21 protein-coding genes and 1 pseudogene are annotated in these 21,567 nt (G+C 74.2%); 9 read left to right on the plus strand and 13 right to left on the minus strand.

The features are described 5' to 3' along the window. Positions 1-276: 276 nt before the first annotated feature. The gene (locus tag ACFOW4_RS20165) at positions 277-549 is read left to right on the plus strand and encodes a hypothetical protein (RefSeq protein ID WP_377529948.1); all 273 of its coding nucleotides are present in this window, start codon (positions 277-279) and stop codon (positions 547-549) included. On the opposite strand, the gene ACFOW4_RS20170 is transcribed toward ACFOW4_RS20165, so the two are convergent. The 6 genes and pseudogenes from ACFOW4_RS20170 to ACFOW4_RS20195 form a co-directional block, all read right to left on the minus strand. Further along, a complete protein-coding gene (locus tag ACFOW4_RS20170; protein ID WP_377529949.1) occupies positions 542-1,153 on the minus strand; it encodes a Trp biosynthesis-associated membrane protein in 612 nt (203 codons plus the stop codon). The genes ACFOW4_RS20165 and ACFOW4_RS20170 overlap by 8 nt on opposite strands. Continuing rightward, a complete protein-coding gene (locus ACFOW4_RS20175) occupies positions 1,150-2,703 on the minus strand; it encodes an anthranilate synthase component I (RefSeq protein WP_377529951.1) in 1,554 nt (517 codons plus the stop codon). Before ACFOW4_RS20175 ends, ACFOW4_RS20170 begins: the two co-directional genes overlap by 4 nt. Continuing rightward, positions 2,700-3,134, minus strand: a complete 435-nt coding sequence (gene hisI / locus ACFOW4_RS20180; protein WP_377530068.1) for a phosphoribosyl-AMP cyclohydrolase — start codon at positions 3,132-3,134, stop codon at positions 2,700-2,702. Before hisI ends, ACFOW4_RS20175 begins: the two co-directional genes overlap by 4 nt. Positions 3,135-3,314: 180 nt before the next feature. Next, a pseudogene (locus ACFOW4_RS20185) lies at positions 3,315-4,001 on the minus strand (phosphoribosyl-AMP cyclohydrolase); the annotation flags it as partial. Positions 4,002-4,070: 69 nt separating this feature from the next. Further along, a complete protein-coding gene (locus ACFOW4_RS20190) occupies positions 4,071-5,075 on the minus strand; it encodes an aldo/keto reductase (protein WP_377529954.1) in 1,005 nt (334 codons plus the stop codon). Continuing rightward, the gene (locus tag ACFOW4_RS20195; RefSeq protein ID WP_377529956.1) at positions 5,072-5,467 is read right to left on the minus strand and encodes a MerR family transcriptional regulator; all 396 of its coding nucleotides are present in this window, start codon (positions 5,465-5,467) and stop codon (positions 5,072-5,074) included. Before ACFOW4_RS20195 ends, ACFOW4_RS20190 begins: the two co-directional genes overlap by 4 nt. A gap of 108 nt (positions 5,468-5,575) precedes the next feature. Here ACFOW4_RS20195 and ACFOW4_RS20200 point away from each other — a divergent pair, with 108 nt between their 5' ends. From ACFOW4_RS20200 to ACFOW4_RS20210, 3 genes are all read left to right on the plus strand, one after another. Next, entirely contained in the window at positions 5,576-6,331 is a 756-nt protein-coding gene (locus ACFOW4_RS20200) for an ABC transporter ATP-binding protein (RefSeq protein WP_377529958.1), read from the plus strand. Further along, a complete protein-coding gene (locus tag ACFOW4_RS20205) occupies positions 6,328-7,083 on the plus strand; it encodes an ABC transporter permease (RefSeq protein ID WP_377529961.1) in 756 nt (251 codons plus the stop codon). The genes ACFOW4_RS20200 and ACFOW4_RS20205 overlap by 4 nt, the downstream gene beginning before the upstream one ends. Positions 7,084-7,150: 67 nt before the next feature. Further along, positions 7,151-7,747 carry a TetR family transcriptional regulator gene (locus ACFOW4_RS20210; protein ID WP_377529963.1) on the plus strand — a complete coding sequence of 199 codons (597 nt, stop codon included), beginning with the start codon at positions 7,151-7,153 and terminating at the stop codon, positions 7,745-7,747. Between the two features lie 6 nt (positions 7,748-7,753). Here the strand turns inward: ACFOW4_RS20210 and ACFOW4_RS20215 are convergent, their stop codons facing one another. The 3 genes from ACFOW4_RS20215 to ACFOW4_RS20225 form a co-directional block, all read right to left on the minus strand. Then, positions 7,754-8,503 carry a DUF2470 domain-containing protein gene (locus tag ACFOW4_RS20215; protein WP_377529965.1) on the minus strand — a complete coding sequence of 250 codons (750 nt, stop codon included), beginning with the start codon at positions 8,501-8,503 and terminating at the stop codon, positions 7,754-7,756. A gap of 79 nt (positions 8,504-8,582) precedes the next feature. Continuing rightward, complete coding sequence (locus ACFOW4_RS20220) at positions 8,583-10,376, minus strand: ABC transporter ATP-binding protein (RefSeq protein WP_377529967.1); 1,794 nt, start codon at positions 10,374-10,376, stop codon at positions 8,583-8,585. After that, complete coding sequence (locus ACFOW4_RS20225) at positions 10,373-12,256, minus strand: ABC transporter ATP-binding protein (protein WP_377529969.1); 1,884 nt, start codon at positions 12,254-12,256, stop codon at positions 10,373-10,375. The genes ACFOW4_RS20220 and ACFOW4_RS20225 overlap by 4 nt, the downstream gene beginning before the upstream one ends. A 173-nt stretch (positions 12,257-12,429) precedes the next feature. On the opposite strand from ACFOW4_RS20225, the gene ACFOW4_RS20230 reads away from it, so the two are divergent. The 3 genes from ACFOW4_RS20230 (at position 12,430) to ACFOW4_RS20240 (ending at position 16,093) form a co-directional block, all read left to right on the plus strand. Continuing rightward, positions 12,430-13,059: a TIGR03085 family metal-binding protein gene (locus ACFOW4_RS20230; protein ID WP_377529971.1), complete on the plus strand. Its 630-nt coding sequence runs from the start codon at positions 12,430-12,432 to the stop codon at positions 13,057-13,059. Positions 13,060-13,186: 127 nt separating this feature from the next. Next, positions 13,187-14,128: a terpene synthase gene (locus tag ACFOW4_RS20235; RefSeq protein ID WP_377529974.1), complete on the plus strand. Its 942-nt coding sequence runs from the start codon at positions 13,187-13,189 to the stop codon at positions 14,126-14,128. Positions 14,129-14,266: 138 nt separating this feature from the next. Further along, positions 14,267-16,093 carry an AMP-dependent synthetase/ligase gene (locus tag ACFOW4_RS20240; protein WP_377529977.1) on the plus strand — a complete coding sequence of 609 codons (1,827 nt, stop codon included), beginning with the start codon at positions 14,267-14,269 and terminating at the stop codon, positions 16,091-16,093. Between the two features lie 364 nt (positions 16,094-16,457). Here the strand turns inward: ACFOW4_RS20240 and ACFOW4_RS20245 are convergent, their stop codons facing one another. Further along, positions 16,458-17,915, minus strand: a complete 1,458-nt coding sequence (locus ACFOW4_RS20245; RefSeq protein ID WP_377529978.1) for a PLP-dependent aminotransferase family protein — start codon at positions 17,913-17,915, stop codon at positions 16,458-16,460. Positions 17,916-17,973: 58 nt separating this feature from the next. Here ACFOW4_RS20245 and ACFOW4_RS20250 point away from each other — a divergent pair, with 58 nt between their 5' ends. Both ACFOW4_RS20250 and ACFOW4_RS20255 read left to right on the plus strand, forming a co-directional pair. Next, positions 17,974-18,627, plus strand: a complete 654-nt coding sequence (locus ACFOW4_RS20250; RefSeq protein WP_377529980.1) for a YitT family protein — start codon at positions 17,974-17,976, stop codon at positions 18,625-18,627. A 102-nt stretch (positions 18,628-18,729) separates the two neighbouring features. Further along, the gene (locus tag ACFOW4_RS20255) at positions 18,730-19,191 is read left to right on the plus strand and encodes a hypothetical protein (RefSeq protein ID WP_377529982.1); all 462 of its coding nucleotides are present in this window, start codon (positions 18,730-18,732) and stop codon (positions 19,189-19,191) included. 8 nt (positions 19,192-19,199) lie between these two features. On the opposite strand, the gene hisF is transcribed toward ACFOW4_RS20255, so the two are convergent. The 3 genes from hisF to ACFOW4_RS20270 all read right to left on the minus strand — a co-directional run bounded on the left by hisF (position 19,200) and on the right by ACFOW4_RS20270 (position 21,564). Beyond that, entirely contained in the window at positions 19,200-19,967 is a 768-nt protein-coding gene (hisF, locus tag ACFOW4_RS20260; RefSeq protein ID WP_377529984.1) for an imidazole glycerol phosphate synthase subunit HisF, read from the minus strand. A gap of 127 nt (positions 19,968-20,094) precedes the next feature. Continuing rightward, positions 20,095-21,093, minus strand: a complete 999-nt coding sequence (locus tag ACFOW4_RS20265) for an NADP-dependent oxidoreductase (protein WP_377529985.1) — start codon at positions 21,091-21,093, stop codon at positions 20,095-20,097. A 39-nt stretch (positions 21,094-21,132) separates the two neighbouring features. Beyond that, the gene (locus tag ACFOW4_RS20270; protein WP_377530069.1) at positions 21,133-21,564 is read right to left on the minus strand and encodes an organic hydroperoxide resistance protein; all 432 of its coding nucleotides are present in this window, start codon (positions 21,562-21,564) and stop codon (positions 21,133-21,135) included. Positions 21,565-21,567: the final 3 nt, after the last annotated feature.

Below are 21,567 nucleotides of genomic sequence, written 5' to 3' on the forward strand. Positions count from 1 at the left end.
CATCGACCACCGTCGCACGGCTGGAGCCGCGCCGCACGGCCAGGGCCGACCGCTCCCCCGATCATGCCACCGCGATGACCCCCGGGCCCGCTTCGAACGACCCCGGTCGATGCTGTGAGCAAGCTCAAGGACCAACGGCTCTGTCCCTGGTCAGGGACCCGACGCGACAGTTGACCGGCTGGTCACCGCGGCGAAACGTGAACCGGCCAGCATCGTCGTCGGGCAGACTCGACGACACGCCCGCCAACCGTCGCCAACTCCTCGCGCGAGGTGACCATGAGCACTCCCGAGCCACAACCGAGCATCGGACTGACCACCATCTCGCGGACCGTTGCGTCGCTCGCCGTCGACGTGGTGCACGCGCTGGAGCGCGCCGTGGTCGGCGAGGGGCGGATGCGTACCGCCCGCGGCAACGCCTGGGAGGCGGTCTGCGCCGACCGCGCCCGCGCCGACCGACGGGCCGAACTGGACCGGTTGGTGGCCGAGCTGGCCGCCGCCCGGGCCGCCGCCCGCCGCCAGCAGCAGCGAGAACGCCAGCCGGTCAGCTGACCGTCGGGTCCTCGCCCCGGTCCAGCGCGTCCCACGCCTCGGTGGTGCGCCGCCCGGCCATCGGATCGGCCGGCCGGGCCGGCGTCGCGCTCGGCGTCGCGGTTCGCGCCGGCCGCTCGTAGCGGGCACCCATCGCCGGCCAGCCGGCGCCGCGCAGCGCCGTCCACCCGCCACCGGCCGCGGCCAGCAGCCCTCCGAGCAGGCAGAACGCCGGCCACTGCCGGCTCACCGCGCCGTCGAATCCGGCGACCAGCCCGTAGCCACCCCCGGCCGCCACGGCCAGGCCCAGCACCGCGAGCAGCGCGCCGAGCAGCCGCCGCAGCCGGCCCCGCGTGGCCAGCACCGCACCCCCGCCGGCCAGCGCGACCAGGGCCAGCGCCGGCAGCCACGGCAGCAGGGCGGCGCCGGTACGAGCCTCGCGTACCGGCGGCAGCGGAGCCGGACGCGCGGTCAGTTCGACCGTCCAACCCCGGGTCGCGGCCCACAGCGCCAGCCCGGCGCCGGCCAGGCAGAGCAGGACGGCGTACGTCAGCTCCCGCCGACCGGTCACGGGCCGCGCGTCCGTCGGGGTGACCGGCTCGACGGGCTCGCTCGCGCCGCTCATCGGGCTGGCCGCAGCGTCTCGGCGGCGGCGATCGCGGCCAGCACGGCAGCGGCCTTGTTGCGGGTCTCCTGGTCCTCGGCGGCCGGGTCCGAGTCGGCGACCACCCCCGCCCCGGCCTGCACGTACGCGCGGCCGTCGCGGATCAGCGCGGTCCGGATGGCGATCGCCATGTCCAGGTCCCCGCCGAAGCCGAAGTAGCCGACCGTGCCGCCGTAGACGCAGCGGCGAACCGGCTCCAACTCCTCGATGATCTCCATGGCGCGCACCTTCGGCGCGCCGGAGAGCGTGCCGGCCGGGAAGGTCGCCGCGAGGGCGTCGAACGCGGTCCGGTCGTCGCGCAGCGTGCCGGTCACCGTCGAGACGATGTGCATCACGTGGCTGTACCGCTCGATGGTCGCGAACTCGGGCACCTCCACCGTGCCCGGCCGGCAGACCCGACCCAGGTCGTTGCGGCCCAGGTCGACGAGCATCACGTGCTCGGCGCGCTCCTTCGGGTCGGCGAGCAGCTCGGCGGCGAGCCCGGCGTCGGCGGCCGGGGTGCCGCCGCGCGGCCGGGTGCCGGCGATCGGGTGCAGCAGCGCCCGGCGCTGCCCGTCCGCGCCGGTGGAGACCTTCAGGTGCGCCTCCGGCGACGAGCCGACGATGTCGAACCCGTCGAAGCGCAGCAGGTACATGTACGGGCTGGGGTTGCTGGTGCGCAGCACCCGGTAGACGTCCAGCGGGTCGGCGTGGGAGGACCGCTCGAAGCGCTGGGAGAGCACGATCTGGAAGCACTCGCCGGCCCGGATCGCCTCCTTGGCCGCCTCGACCGCCTTCGGGTAGCCCCCGTCGGGGGTGCGGCACAGCACCTCACCGGCCGGCGGACGCTCGACGGTGGAGATCATCGGCGGGATCGGCCGGGACAGCGCGGTGGTCATCGCGTCCAGCCGCCCCACCGCGTGGTGGTACGCGGCGGCGACCTGCGCGTCGCGGTCCGGGGTGTCCAGCGGGGGCAGGACGGCGTTGGCGACCAGGATCGCCGAGCCGTCGTAGTGGTCGAGCACCACCAGGTCGGTCGCGAGCATCATGCCGAGCTCCGGTACGCCCAGGTCGTCCTCGGTCAGCTCCGGCAGCCGCTCGAAGCGGCGGACCAGGTCGTAACCGAGGTAGCCGACCATGCCCCCGGTCAACGGCGGCATCCCGCTGCCCGGCTGCCCGGTCGGGCCGGCCAGCGCGGCGACGGTCTCCCGCAACGCCCGCACCGGGTCGCCGTCGGTCGGGACCCCGGCCGGTGGCTGCCCGAGCCACGCCGCGGCGCCGTCCCGCTCGACCAGGGTGGCGCTGCTGCGCACGCCGATGAACGAGTACCGCGACCAGGCCATCCCGGCCGAGCCGACGCCCTGCTCGGCGGACTCCAGCAGGAACGTGCCCGGTCCGCCAGCCAACTTGCGGTAGACCCCGACCGGGGTCTCCGCGTCGGCCAGCAGCCGCCGGGTGACCGGCACCACCCGCCAGGAGGCGGCCAGCTCGGTGAAGGTGGCCGCGTCCGGGCTCACCGCGCCGTCGGTCATGAGAGGGCCTCCGTGCCCGTCACCGGCAGCTCGGTGAAGAAGCACGTCCGGTGCCCGGTGTGGCAGGCGGCGCCCACCTGCTCGACGCTGACCAGCAGCGCGTCCCCGTCGCAGTCCAGTGCGACGGAGCGGACGTACTGGTGGTGCCCGGAGGTGGCGCCCTTGACCCAGTACTCGCGCCGGCTGCGCGACCAGTACGTGGCCCGGCCGGTGGTGAGGGTGCGGTGCAGCGCCTCGTCGTCCATCCAGGCGACCATCAGCACCTCGCCGGAGTCGTGCGCGCGCACCACGGCGGCGACCAGGCCGTCGGGGTCGCGCCGCAGCCGGGCCGCGATGGCCGGGTCGAGCCGGGACGGACGGGCCGACGCAGGCGCCGCGGGGCCGCTCGGATCGCTGGGGACGCCGGTCACCGGCGCGTCAGGTACGGGCACAGTGACCCATTGTCCCGCACGGGGCGCGAGCACCGGCGACGCCTCCCGCCGAGGCCGCGGCGGGAGGCCGGCGGGCCGGGCCAACTGGGCCACGTACCGGTCGAGCCGGCCGTCGACCAGGGCGGCGGCCAGGTCCGCGCCGGCCGCCTCCGCGATCTCCTCGGCGTACGGGCGGCTCAGCGGCAGCGTGCCGGCGACCAGCCGGACGGCCGCGGCCCAGAGTTGCCCGGTGGCGCCCGGGCGCAGCCCGAGGCAGAGCAGCATGTCGTCGCGGTAGCCGGGCGGGGCGACCGGCAGGTCCAGGGCCGCCACGAAGGCCGCCCGGCGGGAGACCACCCGCACCGACGGGTTGGCCGGGCGCAGCACCGACGGGCACAGCCGGGCCAGGTCGGCCACGGCGAGCCGGACCCCGAGGTGGTCGTCCCCGGCCCGGGCGGCGGCGGCCTTACCCAGCGTGGCGATCAGTTCCTCCAGCCGGGGCTGCTCGGCGGGCTGGCAGAGCACCGGCAGGTCGATCCGGGACCGCCAGTGCGGGTCCGCCCAGAGCAGCCGGGCCGGGGCGCTGACCGGCAGCCCGAACGCCCAGTCGGCCGGCTCACCGAGGCGGTGCACCCAGGAGTGGACGTCCCGGGCGGCCACCGAGACGTGGGTGAGCCGGCCGGCGGACTCGGCGAGGTACGCCCGCCGGGTGGCGTACGGGGAACCGCCGACCAGCACGTCGAGGTCGACGTCGCTGTGCGCGGTGGCGGCCCGGCGGGCATGGCTGCCGCGCAGCAGGATGCCGACGACCGGGCGATCGGCGGCCTGCCGCAACCGGGCAGCCCAGTCGTCGAGAAACCCGCTGTCCGGTAACGGAGCGTGACCCACCGCGCCATCGTGCCGTACGCCCGATCGGTGCGCAATGCCCGTTGCCGGACCCGCTGTCCGGTAGGACGTTTACTGCCCGACGAATCGCATTGCTGCCTCCGGGTACCTTTCTCCCGCGGCGGCGCCGGGCGGCACGGCGGCACCGAGCCGGGCGAGCTGCTCCGGGGCGAGCTCGAGGTCGGCGGCGGCGGCGTTCTCCTCCAGCCAGCGCACCCGTTTGGTGCCCGGGATCGGCAGGATGTCCTCGCCCTGGGCGAGCAGCCAGGCCAGCGCGATCTGCGCCGGGGTGGCGCCCAGCTGGGCGGCGACGGCCCGCACCTCGTCGACGAGGGCCAGGTTGGCGTCCAGGTTGGCCTCGGCGAAGCGCGGCGCCCCACGGCGCCAGTCGTCGGCGGCCAGCTGATCCCGGCTGGTGATCGCGCCGGTGAGCAGCCCCCGACCCACCGGCGAGTACGCCACCAGCGCGACGCCCAGCTCCCGGCAGGTGGCCAGCATCTCGCCCTCGACGTCCCGGCTGAACAGCGAGTATTCGAGCTGCACCGCGGTGACCGGGTGCACCGCGTGCGCGGCGCGCAGGGTCGCCGGGCTCACCTCGGACAGGCCGATCAGCCGCACCTTGCCGGCCTGGACCAGCTCGGCCATCGCCCCGACGGTCTCCTCGATCGGAGTGTCGGGGTTGCGACGGTGCAGGTAGTACAGGTCGATGGTGTCCACGCCCAGCCGGCGCAGCGAGGCGTCGCACGCCTCGCGCGCCCAGGCGGCGCTGCTGTCCACGTACGCGCCGGGGGTGCCGGTGCCGCCGAAGCCCGCGCCGGTGGTGCGGTTGCCGAACTTGGTGGCCAGGAAGACCTCGTCCCGGCGGGCACGCACCACCGGGCCGAGCAGCTCCTCGTTGGCGCCGTGGCCGTACATGTCGGCGGTGTCCAGGTGGTCGACGCCCAGGTCGAGGGCGCGATGCAGGGTGCGGGTTGACTCGGCGTCGTCACCACCGCCGTAGGCGAAGCTCATTCCCATGCAGCCGAGGCCGATCGCGGAGACCTCCGGACCGGTGGCACCCATCCGGCGACGGATCATCGGGTCTCCTCCTCTGCGCGGCGGTAGATGTCGATCTTGTAGTTGAGCACGGTGAGGTCCTCCTCCAGCTCGGCCATCCGGCGCAGGACGCGGGCGCGGTGCGCCTCGAACAGCGCCCGGCGCGCGCCGAGGGTCCGGTCGCCCTGCCGGGCCAGCTCGGCGTAGCGGCGCATGTCGCGCACCGGCATCCCGGTGCGGCGCAGCCGGGTGAGCAGGAGCAGCCAGTTCACGTCGCCGGTGGTGTACCGACGGCGACCGGCGGAGTCCCGTCCCACCGGGGCGACCAGCCCCTCCTGCTCGTACCAGCGCAGCGTGTAGGTGCTCAGGCCGACGCGCTCGGCCGCCTCACCGACGGTGAGGGTGTTCTCCCTGGTGCTGACGTCCACGTCCACGCCGTTCAGGTTTCCAGTTCGAGTGTGCTCGAAGTCAACCGTTGCCCGGAGGCGGGTATCTCATCTACCGTTGAGTTCAACAGACGATGAGTTCTTCGGAGGTGCGGGATGGACGACGCGATAGCGGTCCGCGACCTCGTCGTGGACCGGGGCGGACGGCGGGTGCTGCACGGCATCAGCTGCGCCATCCCGCGCGGCGCGGTCACCGGGCTGCTCGGCCCCAGCGGCAGCGGCAAGACGACGTTCATGCGTGCGGTGGTCGGGGTGCAGGTGGTCACCGCCGGCTCGGTGACCGTGCTGGGCCGCCCGGCCGGATCACCGGCGCTGCGGCACAGGGTGGGCTACCTCACCCAGGCGCCGAGCGTCTACGCCGACCTGACGGTCCGGGAGAACGCCCGCTACTTCGCCGCCCTGTACGGCCGGGGCCACACCGAGGCCGACCGGGCGATCGCCGACGTGGGGCTGGCCGGCGCGGCGACCCAACTGGTCGGCACCCTCTCCGGCGGCCAGCGCAGCCGCGCCTCGCTGGCCTGCGCCCTGGTCGGCGACCCGGAGCTGGTCGTCCTCGACGAGCCGACCGTCGGTCAGGACCCGGTGCTGCGGGCGGACCTGTGGGCCCGGTTCCACGCGATGGCCGCGGCCGGCACCACCCTGCTGGTGTCCAGCCACGTGATGGACGAGGCGGCCCGCTGCGACCGGTTGCTGCTGATCCGCGAGGGGGGGCTGATCGCTGACGACAGCCCGGCCGCGATCCGCGCGTCGGCCGGCGTGGACGATCTCGACGAGGCGTTCCTCCGGCTGATCCGGGCCGGCGAGCACGGGCCTGGCGCGGCCCCGCAGTCGCGAACCGGAGGCAGGGCATGAACCCGCGGATCCTGGCGGCTACCACCGGCCGCATCCTGCGCCAGCTCCGGCACGACCGGCGCACCATCGCGCTGCTGGTGGTGGTGCCGGCGGCCCTGCTGACCCTGGTCTACTTCATGTACGCCGACCAGCCCATCCCACCCGGGCAGCCGTCGGCCTTCGACCGGATCGCCCTGGTGATGCTCGGCATCTTCCCCTTCGTGATCATGTTCCTGGTGACCAGCATCGCCATGCTGCGGGAACGCACCACCGGCACGCTGGAACGCCTGCTCACCACCCCGCTGGGCAAGCTGGATCTGCTCTTCGGCTACGGCATCGCGTTCGGCCTGGCCGCCGCCGTGCAGGCCGCGGTCGCCGCCGGGGTGGCGTACTGGATCTTCGACCTGGACACCGCCGGCAACCGAGGGCTGGTGATCGGGATCGCGGTGCTCGACGCGGTGCTCGGCGTCGCCCTCGGGCTCTTCTGCAGTGCCTTCGCCCGCACCGAGTTCCAGGCAGTACAGTTCCTGCCGGTCGTGGTCGTCCCCCAACTGCTGCTCTGCGGGCTCTTCGTGGCCCGCGACGAGATGGCCGGCTGGCTGCAGGCGGTCAGCGACGCCTTCCCCCTGTCGTACGCCATCGAGGCGTTGCAGGAGGTCGGCGCGCACGCCGAGCCGACCGGCACGATGTGGCGGGACGTGGCGGTGGTCGCCGGCGCGGTGGTGCTGGCGCTGGTGCTCGCCGCGGCCACCCTGCGGCGGCGCAGCGGCTGACCGCCCACGGCGCGTCGCCGGGGCGAGGAGCCGCGGCGACGCCAGGTCAGACGAACGAAGGGCGGCGATGACGCGGCGGACCGGCCGGCGACCCGGCAATCCGGACACCCGTGAGGCGATCCTCGACGCGGCGCGGACGGCGTTCGCCGAACGCGGCTTCGATTCCGCCTCGATCCGGGCCATCGCCGCCACCGCGGGCGTCGACCCGGCCCTGGTGCACCACTACTTCGGCAGCAAGGACCAGCTCTTCCTGGCCGCGATGAACTCGCCGGTCGACCCGGGTGAGCTGGTCCCGAAGGTGCTCGCCGGCCCGCTGGACGGCATCGGCGAGCGGCTGGTGCGGACCTTCCTCGGCGTCTGGGACTCCCCGGCCGGCGCCGCCGGGGTGGCGCTGCTGCGCTCGGCGGTGAGCAACGAGTGGACGGCCCGGCTGATGCGCGAGTTCCTCACCACCCAGGTGTTGCGCCGGGTGCTCGACCAGCTCGACGTCGACCGGGCCGAGCTGCCGCTGCGCGGCTCGCTGGTGGCCACCCAGCTGGGCGGCCTGGGGCTGATGCGGTACGTGATCCGGCTGGAGCCGGTCGCCTCCGCCGACCCGGAGCTGCTGGTCGCGATGATCGGGCCGACCGTGCAGCGCTACCTCACCGGGCCGCTGCCCGAGTAGCCCGGGTCACCGCGGCGGGTGGACGCCCGCCAGTCGGGGCAGCGGGGGCAGCAGCCGGGCCAGCTCCGCCGGATCGGCCACCGGGTGCGGAAAGGCCAACCGGACCCGACGTCGGGCGCCGGGGCGGCCGAGGGCGACCACCATCCCGTAGCGGTCGATGCGGACCACCCGGGGCGGGCCGTCCGGGGCCTGCTCGGTCAGCCCGAGCTGCCGGCGCAGGTAGGCGGTGAGCGGTGCGGTGCCGGGGTCGGTGAGCCCGGCCAGCAGCTGCGCCTCGATCGGGTGCACCGGATCCGGCTCGGCCTCGGCGTACTCCACGGGGTCGATCCGGTGTACGACGCCGGCCCGCTCCCAGCGGACCTCGACCGGCTCGAAGCGGAACAGCCCGAACCGGGTGCCCAGGTCGAGCAGGTCACCGGTGGGCTCCACCCCGGCGAAGTCCACCGCCGCGCGGCGGGCCTCGTCGCCGACCAGCTCGGCCGCCCAACCGGAGACCCAGGCCCGGCCCAGGCCGGGCGCGCCGGCCGCGGGCGGCAGGTCGAGCACGTCGAGCACCACCGCGACGTCGGTGGCTCCGGCCGCCGGCCGCAGCGCGGCGGCCAGGTCGCTGACCACCGGCACCAGCAGCAGGACCCGCCCCTCCGGGTCGGTGACGTGCCGGGCGTGGTGCGGCCCGGGCCGGTGCGCGAGGTGGACGAGACCGGGCAGCCGGCCGGCGAGCAGGGTACGGACGATCTCGGCGGGGCTGGGCCGCATGGCGCGACCTCCTTCGGAGGTTAGGCTTGCCTAACCCGGAGCGTAGAGCACCTGGCCTGCGGCGTCCACCGCGAGCCGGTTACCGGGTCTGCTCCAACCACGAGGCGTAGAGCAGGCCGTAGACCGAGTCGGCGTCGCGGACCAGCTCGTCGTGCGGGCCCCGCTGCACGATCCGGCCCCGGTCCACCACGATCACCTCGTCGGCGGCCTGCGCGGTGGAGAGCCGGTGCGCGATCGCCAGCGTCGTCCGGCCCCGGGTCACCGCGTCCAGGGTGCGTTGCAGCCGCACCTCGGTGGCCGGATCGACCGCGCTGGTCGCCTCGTCCAGCACCAGCAGGTCGGGGTCGGCCACGTACGCCCGGGCCAGCGCGACCAGCTGCCGCTCCCCCACGCTCAGCGCCTCGCCGCGCTCGCCGACCGGAGTGTCCAGTCCGGCGGGCAGCCCGTCCAGCCAGTCGGCCAGGCCCAGCTCGGTGAAGGCCGCGGTGAGCTGCGCGTCGGTCAGGTCCGGCCGGGCGAACCGGACGTTCTCCCCGACGGTGGCGTCGAACAGGAACCCGTCCTGCGGCACCATCACCACCCGGGAGCGCAGCGAGTCGAACCGGACCTCGTCCAACGGCACCCCGGAGAGCAGCACCGCGCCCGCCGACGGGTCCATCAGCCGGGTCAGCAGCTTGGCGAAGGTGGTCTTGCCGCTGCCGGTCTCGCCGACCACCGCCACCCGGCTCTTCGCCGGGATCTCCAGCTCGATGTCGTGCAGCACCGGCGGCCCGCCCGGATAGGCGAAGCGCACCCCGGCGAACCGGATGTCCAGCGGCCCGCCCGGCAGCTCCCGCCCCTGCTCCCCCGGGTCGGCGACGTCCGGGGCGACGTCCAGCACGTCCAGCACCCGGCGCCAGCCGGCGATCGCGTTCTGCGCCTCGTTGAGTACCTCGGTGGCGATCTGCACCGGCTGGATGAAGAGCGTGACCAGGAACAGGAACGCGGTCAGCTGGCCGATCGACAGCGTGCCGTCCACGCCCAGGGTGACCCCCAGCACCACCACGCCGGCCAGCGCCAGCCCGGCGGCCAGCTCCCCCACCGAGCTGCCGACGATGCTGATCCGGATCGCCCGCTGCTGCGCGAGGCGCTGGCCGTCGATGGCGTCGTCCAGGCGCCGCGCGGTACGCCCGGCGATGCCGTACGCCCGGATCACCGGCGCGCCCACCACGCTCTCGCCGATCGCGCCGAGCAGGGTGCCGGTGCGCTGCCGCACCGTCGCGTACGCCCCGCCGAGGCGGCGTTGCAGCTGCCGGATCACGAACACCGCGGGCAGGAAGGCGGCGAGCACCACCAGGGTCAACTGCCAGGAGTACGCCAGCATGACGATCGTGGTGACCACCAGCTGGCCGAGGTTGACCAGCAGGATCACCCCGCCCCACTGGAGGAACTGGGTGATCTGGTCGACGTCGCTGGTCACCCGGGAGACCAGCGACCCGCGTCGCTCGGACTGCTGGTGCAGCATGGACAGGTCGTGCACGTGCCGGAACGCCCGGGTGCGCACGTTGGCCAGCGCCGTCTCGCTGACCGTGAACAGCCGCCGCATCATCAGGTAGCCGCAGAGCGTGGTGACGGTGAGGATGGCGGCGGTCACCGCCACCACCGACCAGACCACGTCCAGCTTCAGGCCGCCCAGGATGCCGTGGTCGATGCCCTGCTGGACGGCGACCGGCACGGCGACCCGCCCGACCATGTAGATCAGCGCCAGGCCCAGCGTGCCGGCCAGCCCGACCCGCAGCTCGGGCGAGAGCGACAGCCCCCGGCGCAGCGTCTGCCAGGTCGTCTCGGTCGACTCCGCCGAATCCTGCCTGCTCGTGATCGCCGTCTCGCTCACCGGTCCACCCCATCCACTTCCAGGCCCGAGGGCAGCGGTGTGACCTCGTCGTACGGATGCTCCTGCTCGCGGTCGACCTCGGCCTGCTCGTAGGCGGTGACCAGGTCGACGTAACCGGGCACGGCGGCCAGCAGCTCGGTGTGGGTGCCCCGGGCGATCACCCGCCCCTGCTCGACGTAGATGACCTCGTCGGCCAGCGCGATGGTGGCCCGGCGGTACGCCACCACCAGGATCGACGCGGCCGGCACCCCGGGCTCGGCGCCCGACGAGCGCAGCCCGGCCAGGATGGCCGCCTCCACCCGGGGGTCCACCGCGCTCGTGGCGTCGTCGAGCACCAGCAGGCGCGGCCGGCCGGCCAGCGCACGGGCCAGGGTGAGCCGCTGCCGCTGCCCGCCGGAGAGCGAGGTGCCCCGCTCGCCGACCATGGTGTCCAGCCCGTCCGGCAGCGCGGCGACGAACCCGTCCGCCTCGGCCAGCCGCAGCGCCGCCCAGACGTCCTCGTCCTGGATGCCCGGCCGGTCCAGGCTGATGTTGGCCCGGACCGTGTCGTCGAAGACGAACGGCACCTGGGCGACCAGCGCGACCGTGCCGGCCAGCGACGCGGCGGTCAGCTCCCGCACGTCCACCCCGTCCAGGCTGACCGTGCCGGAGTCCGGGTCGACCAGGCGCACCGCCAGCGAGGCGATCGTGGACTTGCCGGCGCCGGTCGGCCCGACCAGGGCCACCGTCCGTCCGGCCGGCACGGTGAACCCGACCTCGCCGAGCACCTTCGCGCCGGGCTGGTGCGCCTCCGCGGGCGGGTAGGAGAAGTGCACGTCGTCGAAGGTGAGCGTGGCCGGGCCGGACGTGGCCGGGTCGAGCACCCGCCGCCCGTACGGCATCTCGCCGGTGGCGTCGAGCACCCGGCGCACCCGGTCCCAGCCGGCGACGCTGCGCGGCAGCTCGGCCAGCACCCAGCCGATCGCGCGGACCGGGAAGGCCAGCACGGTGAAGAGGAAGGCCACGCTGACCAGCTCGGTGACGCTGATGGCGCCCTGCCGCAGCCGGAACGCCCCGACCACCAGCACGGCCAGGGTGCCGAGGCTGGGCAGCGTCTCCAGCAGCGGGTCGAAGACACCGCGCAGCCGGCCGACCGCGATGAGGGCGTCACGCAGCTCACCGGCGCGGTCGGCGAACCGGGTGGTTTCCTGGGCCTCGCGGCCCATCGTCTTGACCACCAGGGCGCCGTCGAAGCTCTCGTGGGCGATCCCGCTGACCTCGGCGCGCAACCGCTGCGCCCGGGCCTGCCGCGGCGCCATCCGTCGGGAGTAGACCACGTTGAGCGCGAACAGCGCGGGAAAGACCGCGAGGCCGACCAGCGCGAGGGCCCAGTCGGTGGCGAACAGCGAGACGATCGCGCCGACCAGCATCACCAGGGTGCCGACCGCGAAGGGCAGCGGCGCGATCGGATACCAGGCCGCCTCGACGTCGGAGTTGGCATTGGACAGCAGGGTGCCGGTGGAGTTGCGGTGGTGCCAGGACAGCGGCAGGTCGAGGTAGCGGCGGGTGACCCGGCGGCGGTAGGCGGCCTGAAGGCGGTACTGCATGTAGCCGGCGCCGAGCCGGCGGCCGAAGATGCCGACCACCCGCAGCACGCTGATCCCGAACAACGCGACCGCCGCCAGCGCCAGCGTGCCGGTGGCCACCTCGCCACGGGCGATGGCCGGGACCACCACCTCGCCGACGACCCCGCCCACCACGTACGCGCTGACGATGACCATCGAGCCGAACAGCACACTGCCGCCCACCGCGACCGCGAAGATCCGTGGCTGTTCCCGGATCGCCCGGCCGAGGACGACCAGCCCCCGACCCAGCACGTCCCGACTTGTCCTGCTCGCCACGCTCTCCCCCGCCGTAAGCCGCAATTATCTCCCTCATCCTTACCGGTCAGGACCACCCGCGCCGACCCCGACCGGATATGTCCACCGTCACCTACCGGTCGGTAGCCGGGGCGGTGCCGTCGACCTGGGTCCACGGGCGCGCGGCGGCGGCCGGCCGGGCCTACGATCGGGCCATGCCGCGGTACGCCCGAGCCGAGCGCGAGGCGCTGGCCGATCTCCTGTTGGCCCTCGGGCCGGACGCGCCGACGATCAACGAGGGGTGGGCGACCAGGGACCTGGCCGCACACCTGGTGGTGCGGGAGCGCCGCCCGGACGCCGCCGGAGGGATCGTGCTGCCGGTGCTGCGGGGGTACGCCGAGCGCGTCCGCCTCCGCCTGGCCGCCCGCCCGTACCCCGATCTGGTGGCGCAGGTCCGCCGACCGCCGGTGTGGAGCCCGGTGAGCAACCGGTTGACCGACGAACTGGTCAACACCATGGAGTTCTACATCCACCACGAGGATGTGCGGCGGGCCCGCTCCGGCTGGCAGCCGCGCGATCTGCCGGGCGGCCTGCAGGCGGCGCTCTGGCGGCGCGCCGCGCCCCTGGCCCGGCTGGCGCTGCGCCGCTTCCCCGCCGACCTCTACGTGCAGGCCCCCGGGCACGGCGAGATCTCGGTCGGCCGCGGCGGCGAGCCGCTACGGGTGGTGGGCTCCCCGGCCGAGTTGACGCTGTTCCTCTCCGGTCGGCAGCGGGTGGCCCGGGTCCAGTTGGACGGGCCGGCGGCGGCGGCGCAGCGGCTGCGCGGCGCCAGCCTGGGCATGTGACGCTCTGCGCGGAAACGGTCACGCTCGCGCGGTGACACGGCCCAGACCCAGTGACTGACACCGATCCCTGCTCCCGTACGCTTCACCGCGCCGCTCGGCGGTCGGCGGCACGAGTGGGGGCAGACCAATGCGTCTCTTCGCGGTCTCGGCGCTGCGGGAACCGCCCTTTCCCGGCCGGCGCCACGACAGCACGGACCAGGTCGCGGGCGAGAGTGTCGAGTGGGCGCGGTCCTTCGGCCTGATCGATACCGGCCAGCGACTGCTCCGGGCGGACGCCGCCGGGCTGGCCGGCCGAGCCTGTCCGGACGGTTCGGTGGACCGGCTGCGGCTGCTCACCGACTTCATCACCTGGCTCTTCGTGATGGACGACGCCTGCGACGAGGACGGTCTCGGCGCCGCCCCGACCCGGCTGGCCCCGACCGTCGGCGCCCTCCTCGACGTGCTGGACCGGCACGGCGACCCGGACGGCCCGCCGCCCATCGCGGCGGGGCCGCTCGGTCACGCGCTGCACGACCTGTGCGCCCGCACCCGGGCCCACGACCGCCCGGCGCTGCTGCTGCGGTTCGTCAGCCAGGTCCAGCGGTACCTGCTGGCGCTGCTCTGGGAGGCGGCCAACCGGGAGCACCACCGGGTGCCGCAGGTGGCGGAGTACGTGCAGATGCGCCGGCACACCGGCGGGGTGCATCCGAGTCTCACGCTGACCGACCTCGCGTCGGACGGACTGCCCGGCGCGGGTCGGCGCGCCCACCCGGCACTGCTCACCCTGGACCGGCTGACCGTGGACCTGGTCTGCTGGTGCAACGACCTCTTCTCCTACGGCAAGGAGAGCCGGTCCGACCCGGACGGGCACAACCTGGTAACGGTGATCGCCCGGGAGGCCGGCGCCGACGAGGCGGACGCGCTGCGGGCCGCGGCGGAGCGGTTCAACCGGGCGCTGGCGGCGTACCTCGTGGCGGAGGCCGAGCTGCTGGACAGCGGGGACGAGCGGCTGCGTCCGGCCCTGGCCGCCCGGCGCAACTGGGTCCGGGCGACCTACGACTGGTCGCTGGTGGCCGCCCGGTACGCCTGATCCGGCCGTACCGGCTGGTGGGACGGGACGGCCGGACGATCACCGGGACTAGCCGAGGCCCGGTGGCAGGCAATACTCTTCGGTAACCACCTTGACGTGACGACCGTCACGCCACCACCCCCGAAGGCGGCTACAGCGATGGCTCTCGATGTACCGTACCGTTCCATCCCGGACATGTTCCTCAAGCGCGTGGCGGCCTCCCCCGACCGGCACGCCTTCGCCCACCCGGCGCCCGACGACTCGGGGCCGGTCTGGTTGACCTGGGACCAGGTCGGACACCGTGCCAAGGCGGTCGCCGCCGGCCTGCGTGGCCTCGGCGTGGGCCTGGAGGACCCGGTGGCGATCCTCGCCAACACCCGGCTCGACTGGGTCGTCGCCGACTTCGGCATCATGTGCGCCGCCGGCGCGACCACCACCGTCTACCCGACCACCGAGCCGGAGGACGCGACCTACATCATCGCCGACTCCGGTTCCCGGGTGCTGTTCGCCGAGAACCCGGCCCAGGCCGCCAAGATCGCCGGAGCCGACCTGCCGGCGCTGACCCACGTGATCCTTTTCGACGGCGAGGCGGACGCGACCGCCGCGGTCCCCCAGCTCACCCTCGCCGAGTTGGAGGAACGGGGGCGCCGCGCGCTCGCCGCCGAGCCCGACCTGATCGACATGATCGTGGCCGGCATCGGCCCCGAGCACCTGGCCACGCTGATCTACACCTCCGGCACCACCGGTCGGCCCAAGGGCGTCGAGCTGTTGCACGGCGGCTGGTGCTGGGAGGCGGTGGCGCAGGCGGAGGTCGGGCTGCTGCGCAACGACGACCTGCAGTACCTGTGGCTGCCGCTGTCGCACTCGTTCGGCAAGACCCTGCTCTGCGGAGCGACCCACGTCGGCCTGCCCACCTACGTCGACGGGCGGGTGGAGAAGCTGGTCGAGCTGCTCGCCGTGATCAAGCCGACGCTGATGTGCGGCGCGCCCCGGGTGTTCGAGAAGGTCTACAACAAGGCGGTCACCACGGCGCAGGACGCCGGCGGCGCCAAGGCGAAGATCTTCGCCTGGGGCGTCCGGGTCGGCAAGGAGAAGGTCGCCCTGGAGCAGGCCGGCAAGCCGGTCCCCGCCGGGTTGAGGCTGCGCTACGGGTTGGCCGAGAAGCTGGTGTTCAGCAAGCTCCAGGCCCGCCTCGGCGGCCGGATGCGGGTGCTGGTCTCCGGCGCCGCGCCGCTCAGCCCGGAGATCGCCACCTTCTTCGCCGCCGCCAACCTGCCGATCTCCGAGGGCTACGGCCTGACCGAGACCAGCGCCGGCAACTTCGTCAACCCGCCCGACGGGCTGCGCATCGGCACGGTCGGTCGCGCGATGGGTGACCTGGAGTGCCGGATCGACACCGACGGCGAGATCCTGGTCCGCGGCCGGCCGGTGATGCGCGGCTACCACAACCTGCCCGAGGAGACCGCCGCGGCGTTCACCGAGGACGGGTTCTTCCGCACCGGCGACATCGGCAGCCTGGACGACGACGGCTACCTGCGGATCACGGACCGGAAGAAGGACCTGGTCAAGACCTCGGGCGGCAAGTACATCGCGCCGTCGCACATCGAGGGGATGTTCAAGGCGCTCTGCCCGTACACCTCGCAGGCGATCGTGATCGGGCAGGCCCGCAACTACTGCACCATGCTGGTCACGCTCGACCCGGACGCGATCCGCGGGTGGGTCGCCGGCGGCCCGCTGGAGGGCCGTGACTACACCGCCGTGGTCGCGTCACCCGAGGCGCAGGCCATGGTCGAGGAATACGTCGCCCAGCTCAACGCCAAGCTCAACCGCTGGGAGACGATCAAGAAGGTGACCATCCTGCCGCGCGACCTGACCATCGAGGACGGCGAGATCACCCCGTCGCTGAAGATCAAGCGGCGTGGCGTGGAGAGCAACTTCGCCGGCGAGATCGACAAGATGTACGCCGGCACCCTCGCCGAGATCTGACCCGAGCACCGGTGGTCCCGCGCCCGCCCGGGTGCGGGACCACCGGCGGCGGCGCGGCGGTCAGCGTGGTGACGTTGAGGGCGCCGACGCCGCCGTCCCCCGATCGACGCTGGCAGGATCCCCGCCGCTCGGCGTGGCGGACAGGGCGTCACCCGATCGAGCGCTATGACTCAGGGTCATAAAGATGACCCAGAGTCATAGTCGGCGCAGAGGAGGGCGCGGCCCGGCGCGGCCCGGCGCGGCCCGGCGCGGCCCGGCGCGGCCCGGCGCGGCCGCATGCGACGCCCGGCGAGGCCGAGGGCTGGGAGCGTCCGTTGCGGGGCGGTCGGCGTACGTGGGGCCGCACACCGCTGGACGGCGGGGGTCAGGCGATGACGGTGGGCTCCCGCCAGCGCTGCCCACCGGTGCGGTCCAGGTCGTAGCGGACCGCGGCGATCCGGCCGACCGCCTCGACCAGGTCGGCGGCGGGCAGGGTGAAGGGCAGCCGCAGGAAGCGCTCCAGGGTGCCGTCCAGCCCGAACCGGGGACCGGGTGCCAGTCGGACGCCGACCTCCTCGGCGGCCCGGGCCAGCGCGCTGGAGATTGGCCCGTCCAGCTCGGCCCAGAGGGTGACCCCGCCGTGCGGCACGGTGACCCGCCAGTCCGGCAGCCGGTGCGCCAGCGCGTCGAGCAGCGCGTCGCGCTGGGCCGTGAGCTGGGCCCGGCGCGCCGCGACGATGGCCGGACCGTCGGCGAGCAGGCGCACCGCGAGGAGCTGGTCCAGCACCGGGCTGGCCATGTCCATGCCGACCCGGACGGCAGCCAGCCGCTGCACCTGCGGGGCGGAGGCGCGCACCCAGCCGATCCGCAGCCCACCCCAGTAGGGCTTGCTCATCCCGCCGATGGAGACCACCCGGGAGTGCCGGTCGAAGGTGGCGGTCGGCGGGGGCACCTCGGTGCCGTCCAGCGCCAGGTCCACGAAGGACTCGTCGACCACCAGGTCGGTGCCGGCGGCGTGCGCCGCGGCCACCACCCGTTCGCGCAGCTGCGCGGACATCAGGTGACCGGTCGGGTTCTGGAAGTCCGGGATCAGGTACGCCAGCTTGGGCCGGGTCTGCCGCAGGCTGCCGAGCAGCAGGTCGGACTCCCAGCCCGGGCCGTCGGTGGCCAGGCCGTGGGTGGCGATCCGGGCCCGCCGGGCGGTGAGCGCGGCGATCGCGTTGGGGTAGGTCGGCGACTCGACCAGCACGCTGCCGCCGGGCGCGAGCGCGAGCCGCAGCACCAGGTCCAGGGCGTGCTGGGTGCCGCTGGTGATCATGATCTGGTCGGCGGAGGTGGGCAGGCCCCGGTCGGTGTACGCGCCGGCGACCGCCTCGCGCAACTCGACGATGCCCGTCGGGTGGTAGCCGGCGCCGCCCAGGTAGCGGGGCAGGTCCTCGGCCGCGGCCCGCGCGGCGCCCAGAAGCTGCGGCGGAGCGGCCAACGCGGCCACGCCGAGGTCGATCATGTCCCGGTCGTCCTGCGGGATCCAGAGGCCCGTGCTGGCCATCCGGTGGTTGCCGGGCAGCATGGTCCAGCTGCCGGCGCCGCGACGGCTGGCCAGGTGCCCGGTCTCGCGCAGTTGCCGGTACGCGGCGGTGACCGTGGTCCGGCTGATCCGCAGCGCCTCGGCCAGCTCCCGCTCGGCCGGCAGACGGACGCCCAGCGGCAGCCGACCGTCGGCGAGCAGCCCGCGTACGGCACCGGCCAGCGCGGCGTAGTCCGGGCTCCGCCGGCGACCGGGCAGGGCATGCCACTGGCCGAGGAGACGGGCCAGTTGGACACCCCGCACCTGACTCGACATGGCCACTCCCGCGATATTGGCTCTTTCGAGCCGCAGATTGGCTCCTAGAGTGGCACGCATGGCAGTGATTGGCAATCTCCGGCACCGGCCGGTGCGACGGTTGTCCCAGCTCTACGTCGGGCTCACCCTGTACGGGGTCAGCATGGCCCTGATGATCCGCTCCCACCTGGGCCTCGACCCGTGGGACGTGTTCCACCAGGGGTTGTCCGAGCGCACCGGGCTCTCCTTCGGCACGGTGACCATCGCGGTCGGCGCCCTCGTCCTGCTGCTCTGGATACCGCTGCGGCAGCGGCCCGGCCTCGGCACGGTCAGCAACGTGGTGGTGATCGGCCTCGTGGTGGACGCGACGCTGGCCCTGCTGCCGGCCGGCGGGCCGCTCGGCGTACGGATCGCACTGCTGGTCACCGGGATCGTCGCCAACGGCGCGGCGACCGGCCTCTACCTCGGCGCCCGGCTGGGCCCCGGCCCGCGCGACGGGCTGATGACCGGTTTCGTGGCCCGCCGGCCGCGCTGGTCGGTCCGGCTGGTCCGCACGGTCATCGAGGTCACCGTGCTGGCGCTGGGGTGGCTGCTCGGCGGCACCGTCGGCGTCGGCACCGTGGCGTACGCGCTGGGCATCGGCCCGCTCGCGCAGCTGTTCATCCCGATGTTCGCGGTGGACGAGCCCGAGGCCGCCACACCGGGCCCGGTCGCACCCGTCCCGGCGGGCTGAGCGCTCACCGACCGTCCACCGTCCACCACGCCCCGGTGGTGTGCGCGGCCGGGATGGCGGGTGGGTGTTCCCTTCCGGGACGCGCGACGGCATCATCTCTGCATGGGGGAGAACGGTTGGCGCTGGACCGACGCCTGGATCTTCGTGTCGCTGGTCATCGCGAGCGGCGCCGGACGGCATCGGCGGGCCGCGGCCAGTCGTCGACCGGAGGGCGTGCGTCTGGCCGACGTGCTCTCCACCGCCGATCACCTCAACCAGGCGATCCCGCAGCGGCACGAGGTGGAGGCCGCGGTCCGGCGGCTGGTCGGTGCCGGGCTGGTCAGCGTCGTCGACGGCTGGTTCCGGATCACCGCCGAGGGTGAGCGGCTGTGGCGCACCCGCCCGAGCGCCGGCCTGGCGACCACTGTGGACACCGTGCAGGGCGTACTGAGCCGCCGGCACGCGCCGGCCAGCGCCGAGTGGAGTCTGGACGAGGCCGACCACGCGGCGGCCGTCCAGGAGTACGTGGTCCGCTCCATCCCCACACCGCGGCGCTCACCCGAGGGGCACAGCGGCGCGCACTGACCTCAGGGTCAGCGCACCGGGTGGCCGGTGCGGCGCAACGCGTCCTTGACCTCGGCGACGGTCAGCTCACCGAAGTGGAAGACGCTGGCGGCGAGCACGGCGTCGGCGCCCGCGTTGATCGCCGGCGGGAAGTGCGCCACCTCGCCGGCGCCCCCGCTGGCCACCACCGGAACGTCCACCACCGCCCGCACCGCCCGGATCAGCTCCAGGTCGAAGCCGGCCTTGGTGCCGTCGGCGTCCATCGAGTTGAGCAGGATCTCCCCCGCGCCCAGCTCGGCGCCCCGACGGGCCCACTGCACCGCGTCCAGCCCCGTGCCGCGCCGGCCACCGTGCGTGGTGACCTCGAAGCCGCTGGGCGTACCACCGTCCGGGGATCGGCGTACGTCGAGGGAGAGCACCAGCACCTGCCGGCCGAACCGGTCGGCGATCTCGGCGATCAGCTCGGGACGGGCGATCGCGGCGGTGTTCACCCCGACCTTGTCCGCGCCGGCGCGGAGCAGGGTGTCCACGTCGGCGACCTGTCGGACGCCGCCGCCCACGGTCAGCGGGATGAACACCGACTCGGCGGTGCGGCGCACCACGTCGAGCATGGTGCCCCGATCACTGGACGAGGCGGTCACGTCCAGGAAGGTCAGCTCGTCCGCCCCGGCCCGGTCGTACGCCGCGGCCAGCTCCACCGGGTCGCCCGCGTCGCGCAGGTCGAGGAAGTTGACCCCCTTGACCACCCGGCCGGCGTCCACGTCGAGACAGGGGATCACCCGTACCGCCACCGTCATGCCGCGAGCCTATCCTTCCGGCGCGACGCGGCGGCCGACCTGTGGGGCCGGCCACCACGTGCAGTCGTGCCGTCAGTGTTAGGAAGGGGCCCTTCCTATACCGCAGGCGTTAACAAGGTGCCCTTCCTTACACGCGGACGAGCATCTTGCCCAGGTTCTCGCCACGCAGCAGACCGAGGAACGCCGCCGGGGCGTTGTCGATGCCGTCGACGACCGTCTCGTCGTAGGAGAGCCGGCCCTCGCGCAGCCAGCCGGCGACGTCGGAGACGAACGCCTCGCGCAGGTTGCCGTGGTCACCGACCAGGAAGCCGCGCAGGGTGAGCCGCTTTCCGATGACCAGCGCGAGGTTGCGCGGCGCGGCCGGCGGCTCGGTGTCGTTGTACTGCGCGATCATGCCGCAGATGGCGGCCCGGCCGTGCAGGTTCATCGCCGAGATGGCGGCCTCGAGGTGGTCGCCGCCGACGTTGTCGAAGTAGACGTCGACGCCGTTCGGGGCGGCCGCCTTCAGCGAGTCGCGGACCGGCCCGTCGTGGTAGTCGAACGCGGCGTCGAAGCCGAGCGCCTTGAGCCGCTCCACCTTCGCCGCCGATCCGGCGCTGCCGACCACGTGCCCGGCGCCCTTGAGCTTGGCGATCTGGCCGACCAGGCTGCCCACCGCCCCGGCGGCGGCGGAGACGAAGACCGTCTCGCCGGGCTTCATGGCGGCCACCTCGAGCAGCCCGGCGTACGCGGTCAGCCCGGTCATGCCGAGCACGCTGAGGTACGCGCTGACCGGGGCCAGGGCCGGGTCGACCCGGCGGGCGGCCTTGGCGTCGAGCAGCGCGTACTCGCGCCAGCCGAGGCCGTGCAGCACGGTGTCGCCGACGGCGACGCCCTCGGCCTCGCTCGCCACCACCTCACCGACCGCCCCGCCGTCCAGCGGCGCGTCGAGCGCGAACGGCGGCACGTACGACTTGACGTCGTTCATCCGCCCGCGCATGTACGGGTCGACCGACATGTACTGGTTGCGGACCACGATCTGGCCCGGGCCGGGCGTGGGAACGTCGGTCTCGACGAGGCGGAAGTTCTCCTCGGTGGGCCAGCCCTGGGGGCGGCTGGCCAGGTGGATCTCACGGTTGCGGGTCATGGGTGTCCGTCCTCTCGTCCGCGGTCGGGGGTCCGGGCGTCACGCCGCCAGGGCCTCGCGGACGCTCAGGGCCACGTCGATGTTGCCGCGGGTGGCGTTGGAGTACGGGCAGACCTGGTGCGCCTGCTCGACCAGCTGCTCGGCGGTCTCCCGCGGCACGGCGGGCAGGTCGACGACCAGCTTCGCGGTGAGGCCGAAGCCGCCGCTGCCGTTCGGGCCGATGCCGACCTCGGCCTCGACGACCGAGCCGGTCACGTCGGCCTTGGCCCGGCGGGCCACCAGCCGCAGCGCGCCGTGGAAGCAGGCCGCGTAGCCGGCCGCGAAGAGCTGCTCGGGGTTGGCCCCGCCGCCGGCGCCGCCCATCTCCTTCGGCACCGCGAGGTCGAGCGCGAAGGTGTCGTCGGAGGTCTGCACACGGCCGTCCCGGCCGTCGCCGCTGGCCGTGGCGGACGCGGTGTAGAGCACCTGCATGGC

Source organism: Micromonospora sp. GCM10011542 (assembly GCF_042650685.1).
In the GTDB taxonomy this organism is placed as follows: domain Bacteria; phylum Actinomycetota; class Actinomycetes; order Mycobacteriales; family Micromonosporaceae; genus Micromonospora.

What these genes read in the sequence shown, in the direction of transcription:
- ACFOW4_RS20250 (WP_377529980.1), top strand. Translation starts at nt 17,974, where the DNA reads ATGGCAGTGATTGGCAATCTCCGGCACCGGCCGGTGCGACGGTTGTCC.
- ACFOW4_RS20200 (WP_377529958.1), top strand. Translation starts at nt 5,576, where the DNA reads ATGGACGACGCGATAGCGGTCCGCGACCTCGTCGTGGACCGGGGCGGA.
- ACFOW4_RS20215 (WP_377529965.1), bottom strand. Translation starts at nt 8,503, where the DNA reads ATGCGGCCCAGCCCCGCCGAGATCGTCCGTACCCTGCTCGCCGGCCGG.
- hisF (WP_377529984.1), bottom strand. Translation starts at nt 19,967, where the DNA reads ATGACGGTGGCGGTACGGGTGATCCCCTGTCTCGACGTGGACGCCGGC.
- ACFOW4_RS20255 (WP_377529982.1), top strand. Translation starts at nt 18,730, where the DNA reads ATGGGGGAGAACGGTTGGCGCTGGACCGACGCCTGGATCTTCGTGTCG.
- ACFOW4_RS20210 (WP_377529963.1), top strand. Translation starts at nt 7,151, where the DNA reads ATGACGCGGCGGACCGGCCGGCGACCCGGCAATCCGGACACCCGTGAG.
- ACFOW4_RS20265 (WP_377529985.1), bottom strand. Translation starts at nt 21,093, where the DNA reads ATGACCCGCAACCGTGAGATCCACCTGGCCAGCCGCCCCCAGGGCTGG.
- ACFOW4_RS20240 (WP_377529977.1), top strand. Translation starts at nt 14,267, where the DNA reads ATGGCTCTCGATGTACCGTACCGTTCCATCCCGGACATGTTCCTCAAG.
- ACFOW4_RS20165 (WP_377529948.1), top strand. Translation starts at nt 277, where the DNA reads ATGAGCACTCCCGAGCCACAACCGAGCATCGGACTGACCACCATCTCG.
- ACFOW4_RS20235 (WP_377529974.1), top strand. Translation starts at nt 13,187, where the DNA reads ATGCGTCTCTTCGCGGTCTCGGCGCTGCGGGAACCGCCCTTTCCCGGC.
- ACFOW4_RS20175 (WP_377529951.1), bottom strand. Translation starts at nt 2,703, where the DNA reads ATGACCGACGGCGCGGTGAGCCCGGACGCGGCCACCTTCACCGAGCTG.
- ACFOW4_RS20190 (WP_377529954.1), bottom strand. Translation starts at nt 5,075, where the DNA reads ATGATCCGTCGCCGGATGGGTGCCACCGGTCCGGAGGTCTCCGCGATC.
- ACFOW4_RS20170 (WP_377529949.1), bottom strand. Translation starts at nt 1,153, where the DNA reads ATGAGCGGCGCGAGCGAGCCCGTCGAGCCGGTCACCCCGACGGACGCG.
- ACFOW4_RS20245 (WP_377529978.1), bottom strand. Translation starts at nt 17,915, where the DNA reads ATGTCGAGTCAGGTGCGGGGTGTCCAACTGGCCCGTCTCCTCGGCCAG.
- ACFOW4_RS20205 (WP_377529961.1), top strand. Translation starts at nt 6,328, where the DNA reads ATGAACCCGCGGATCCTGGCGGCTACCACCGGCCGCATCCTGCGCCAG.
- ACFOW4_RS20270 (WP_377530069.1), bottom strand. Translation starts at nt 21,564, where the DNA reads ATGCAGGTGCTCTACACCGCGTCCGCCACGGCCAGCGGCGACGGCCGG.
- ACFOW4_RS20230 (WP_377529971.1), top strand. Translation starts at nt 12,430, where the DNA reads ATGCCGCGGTACGCCCGAGCCGAGCGCGAGGCGCTGGCCGATCTCCTG.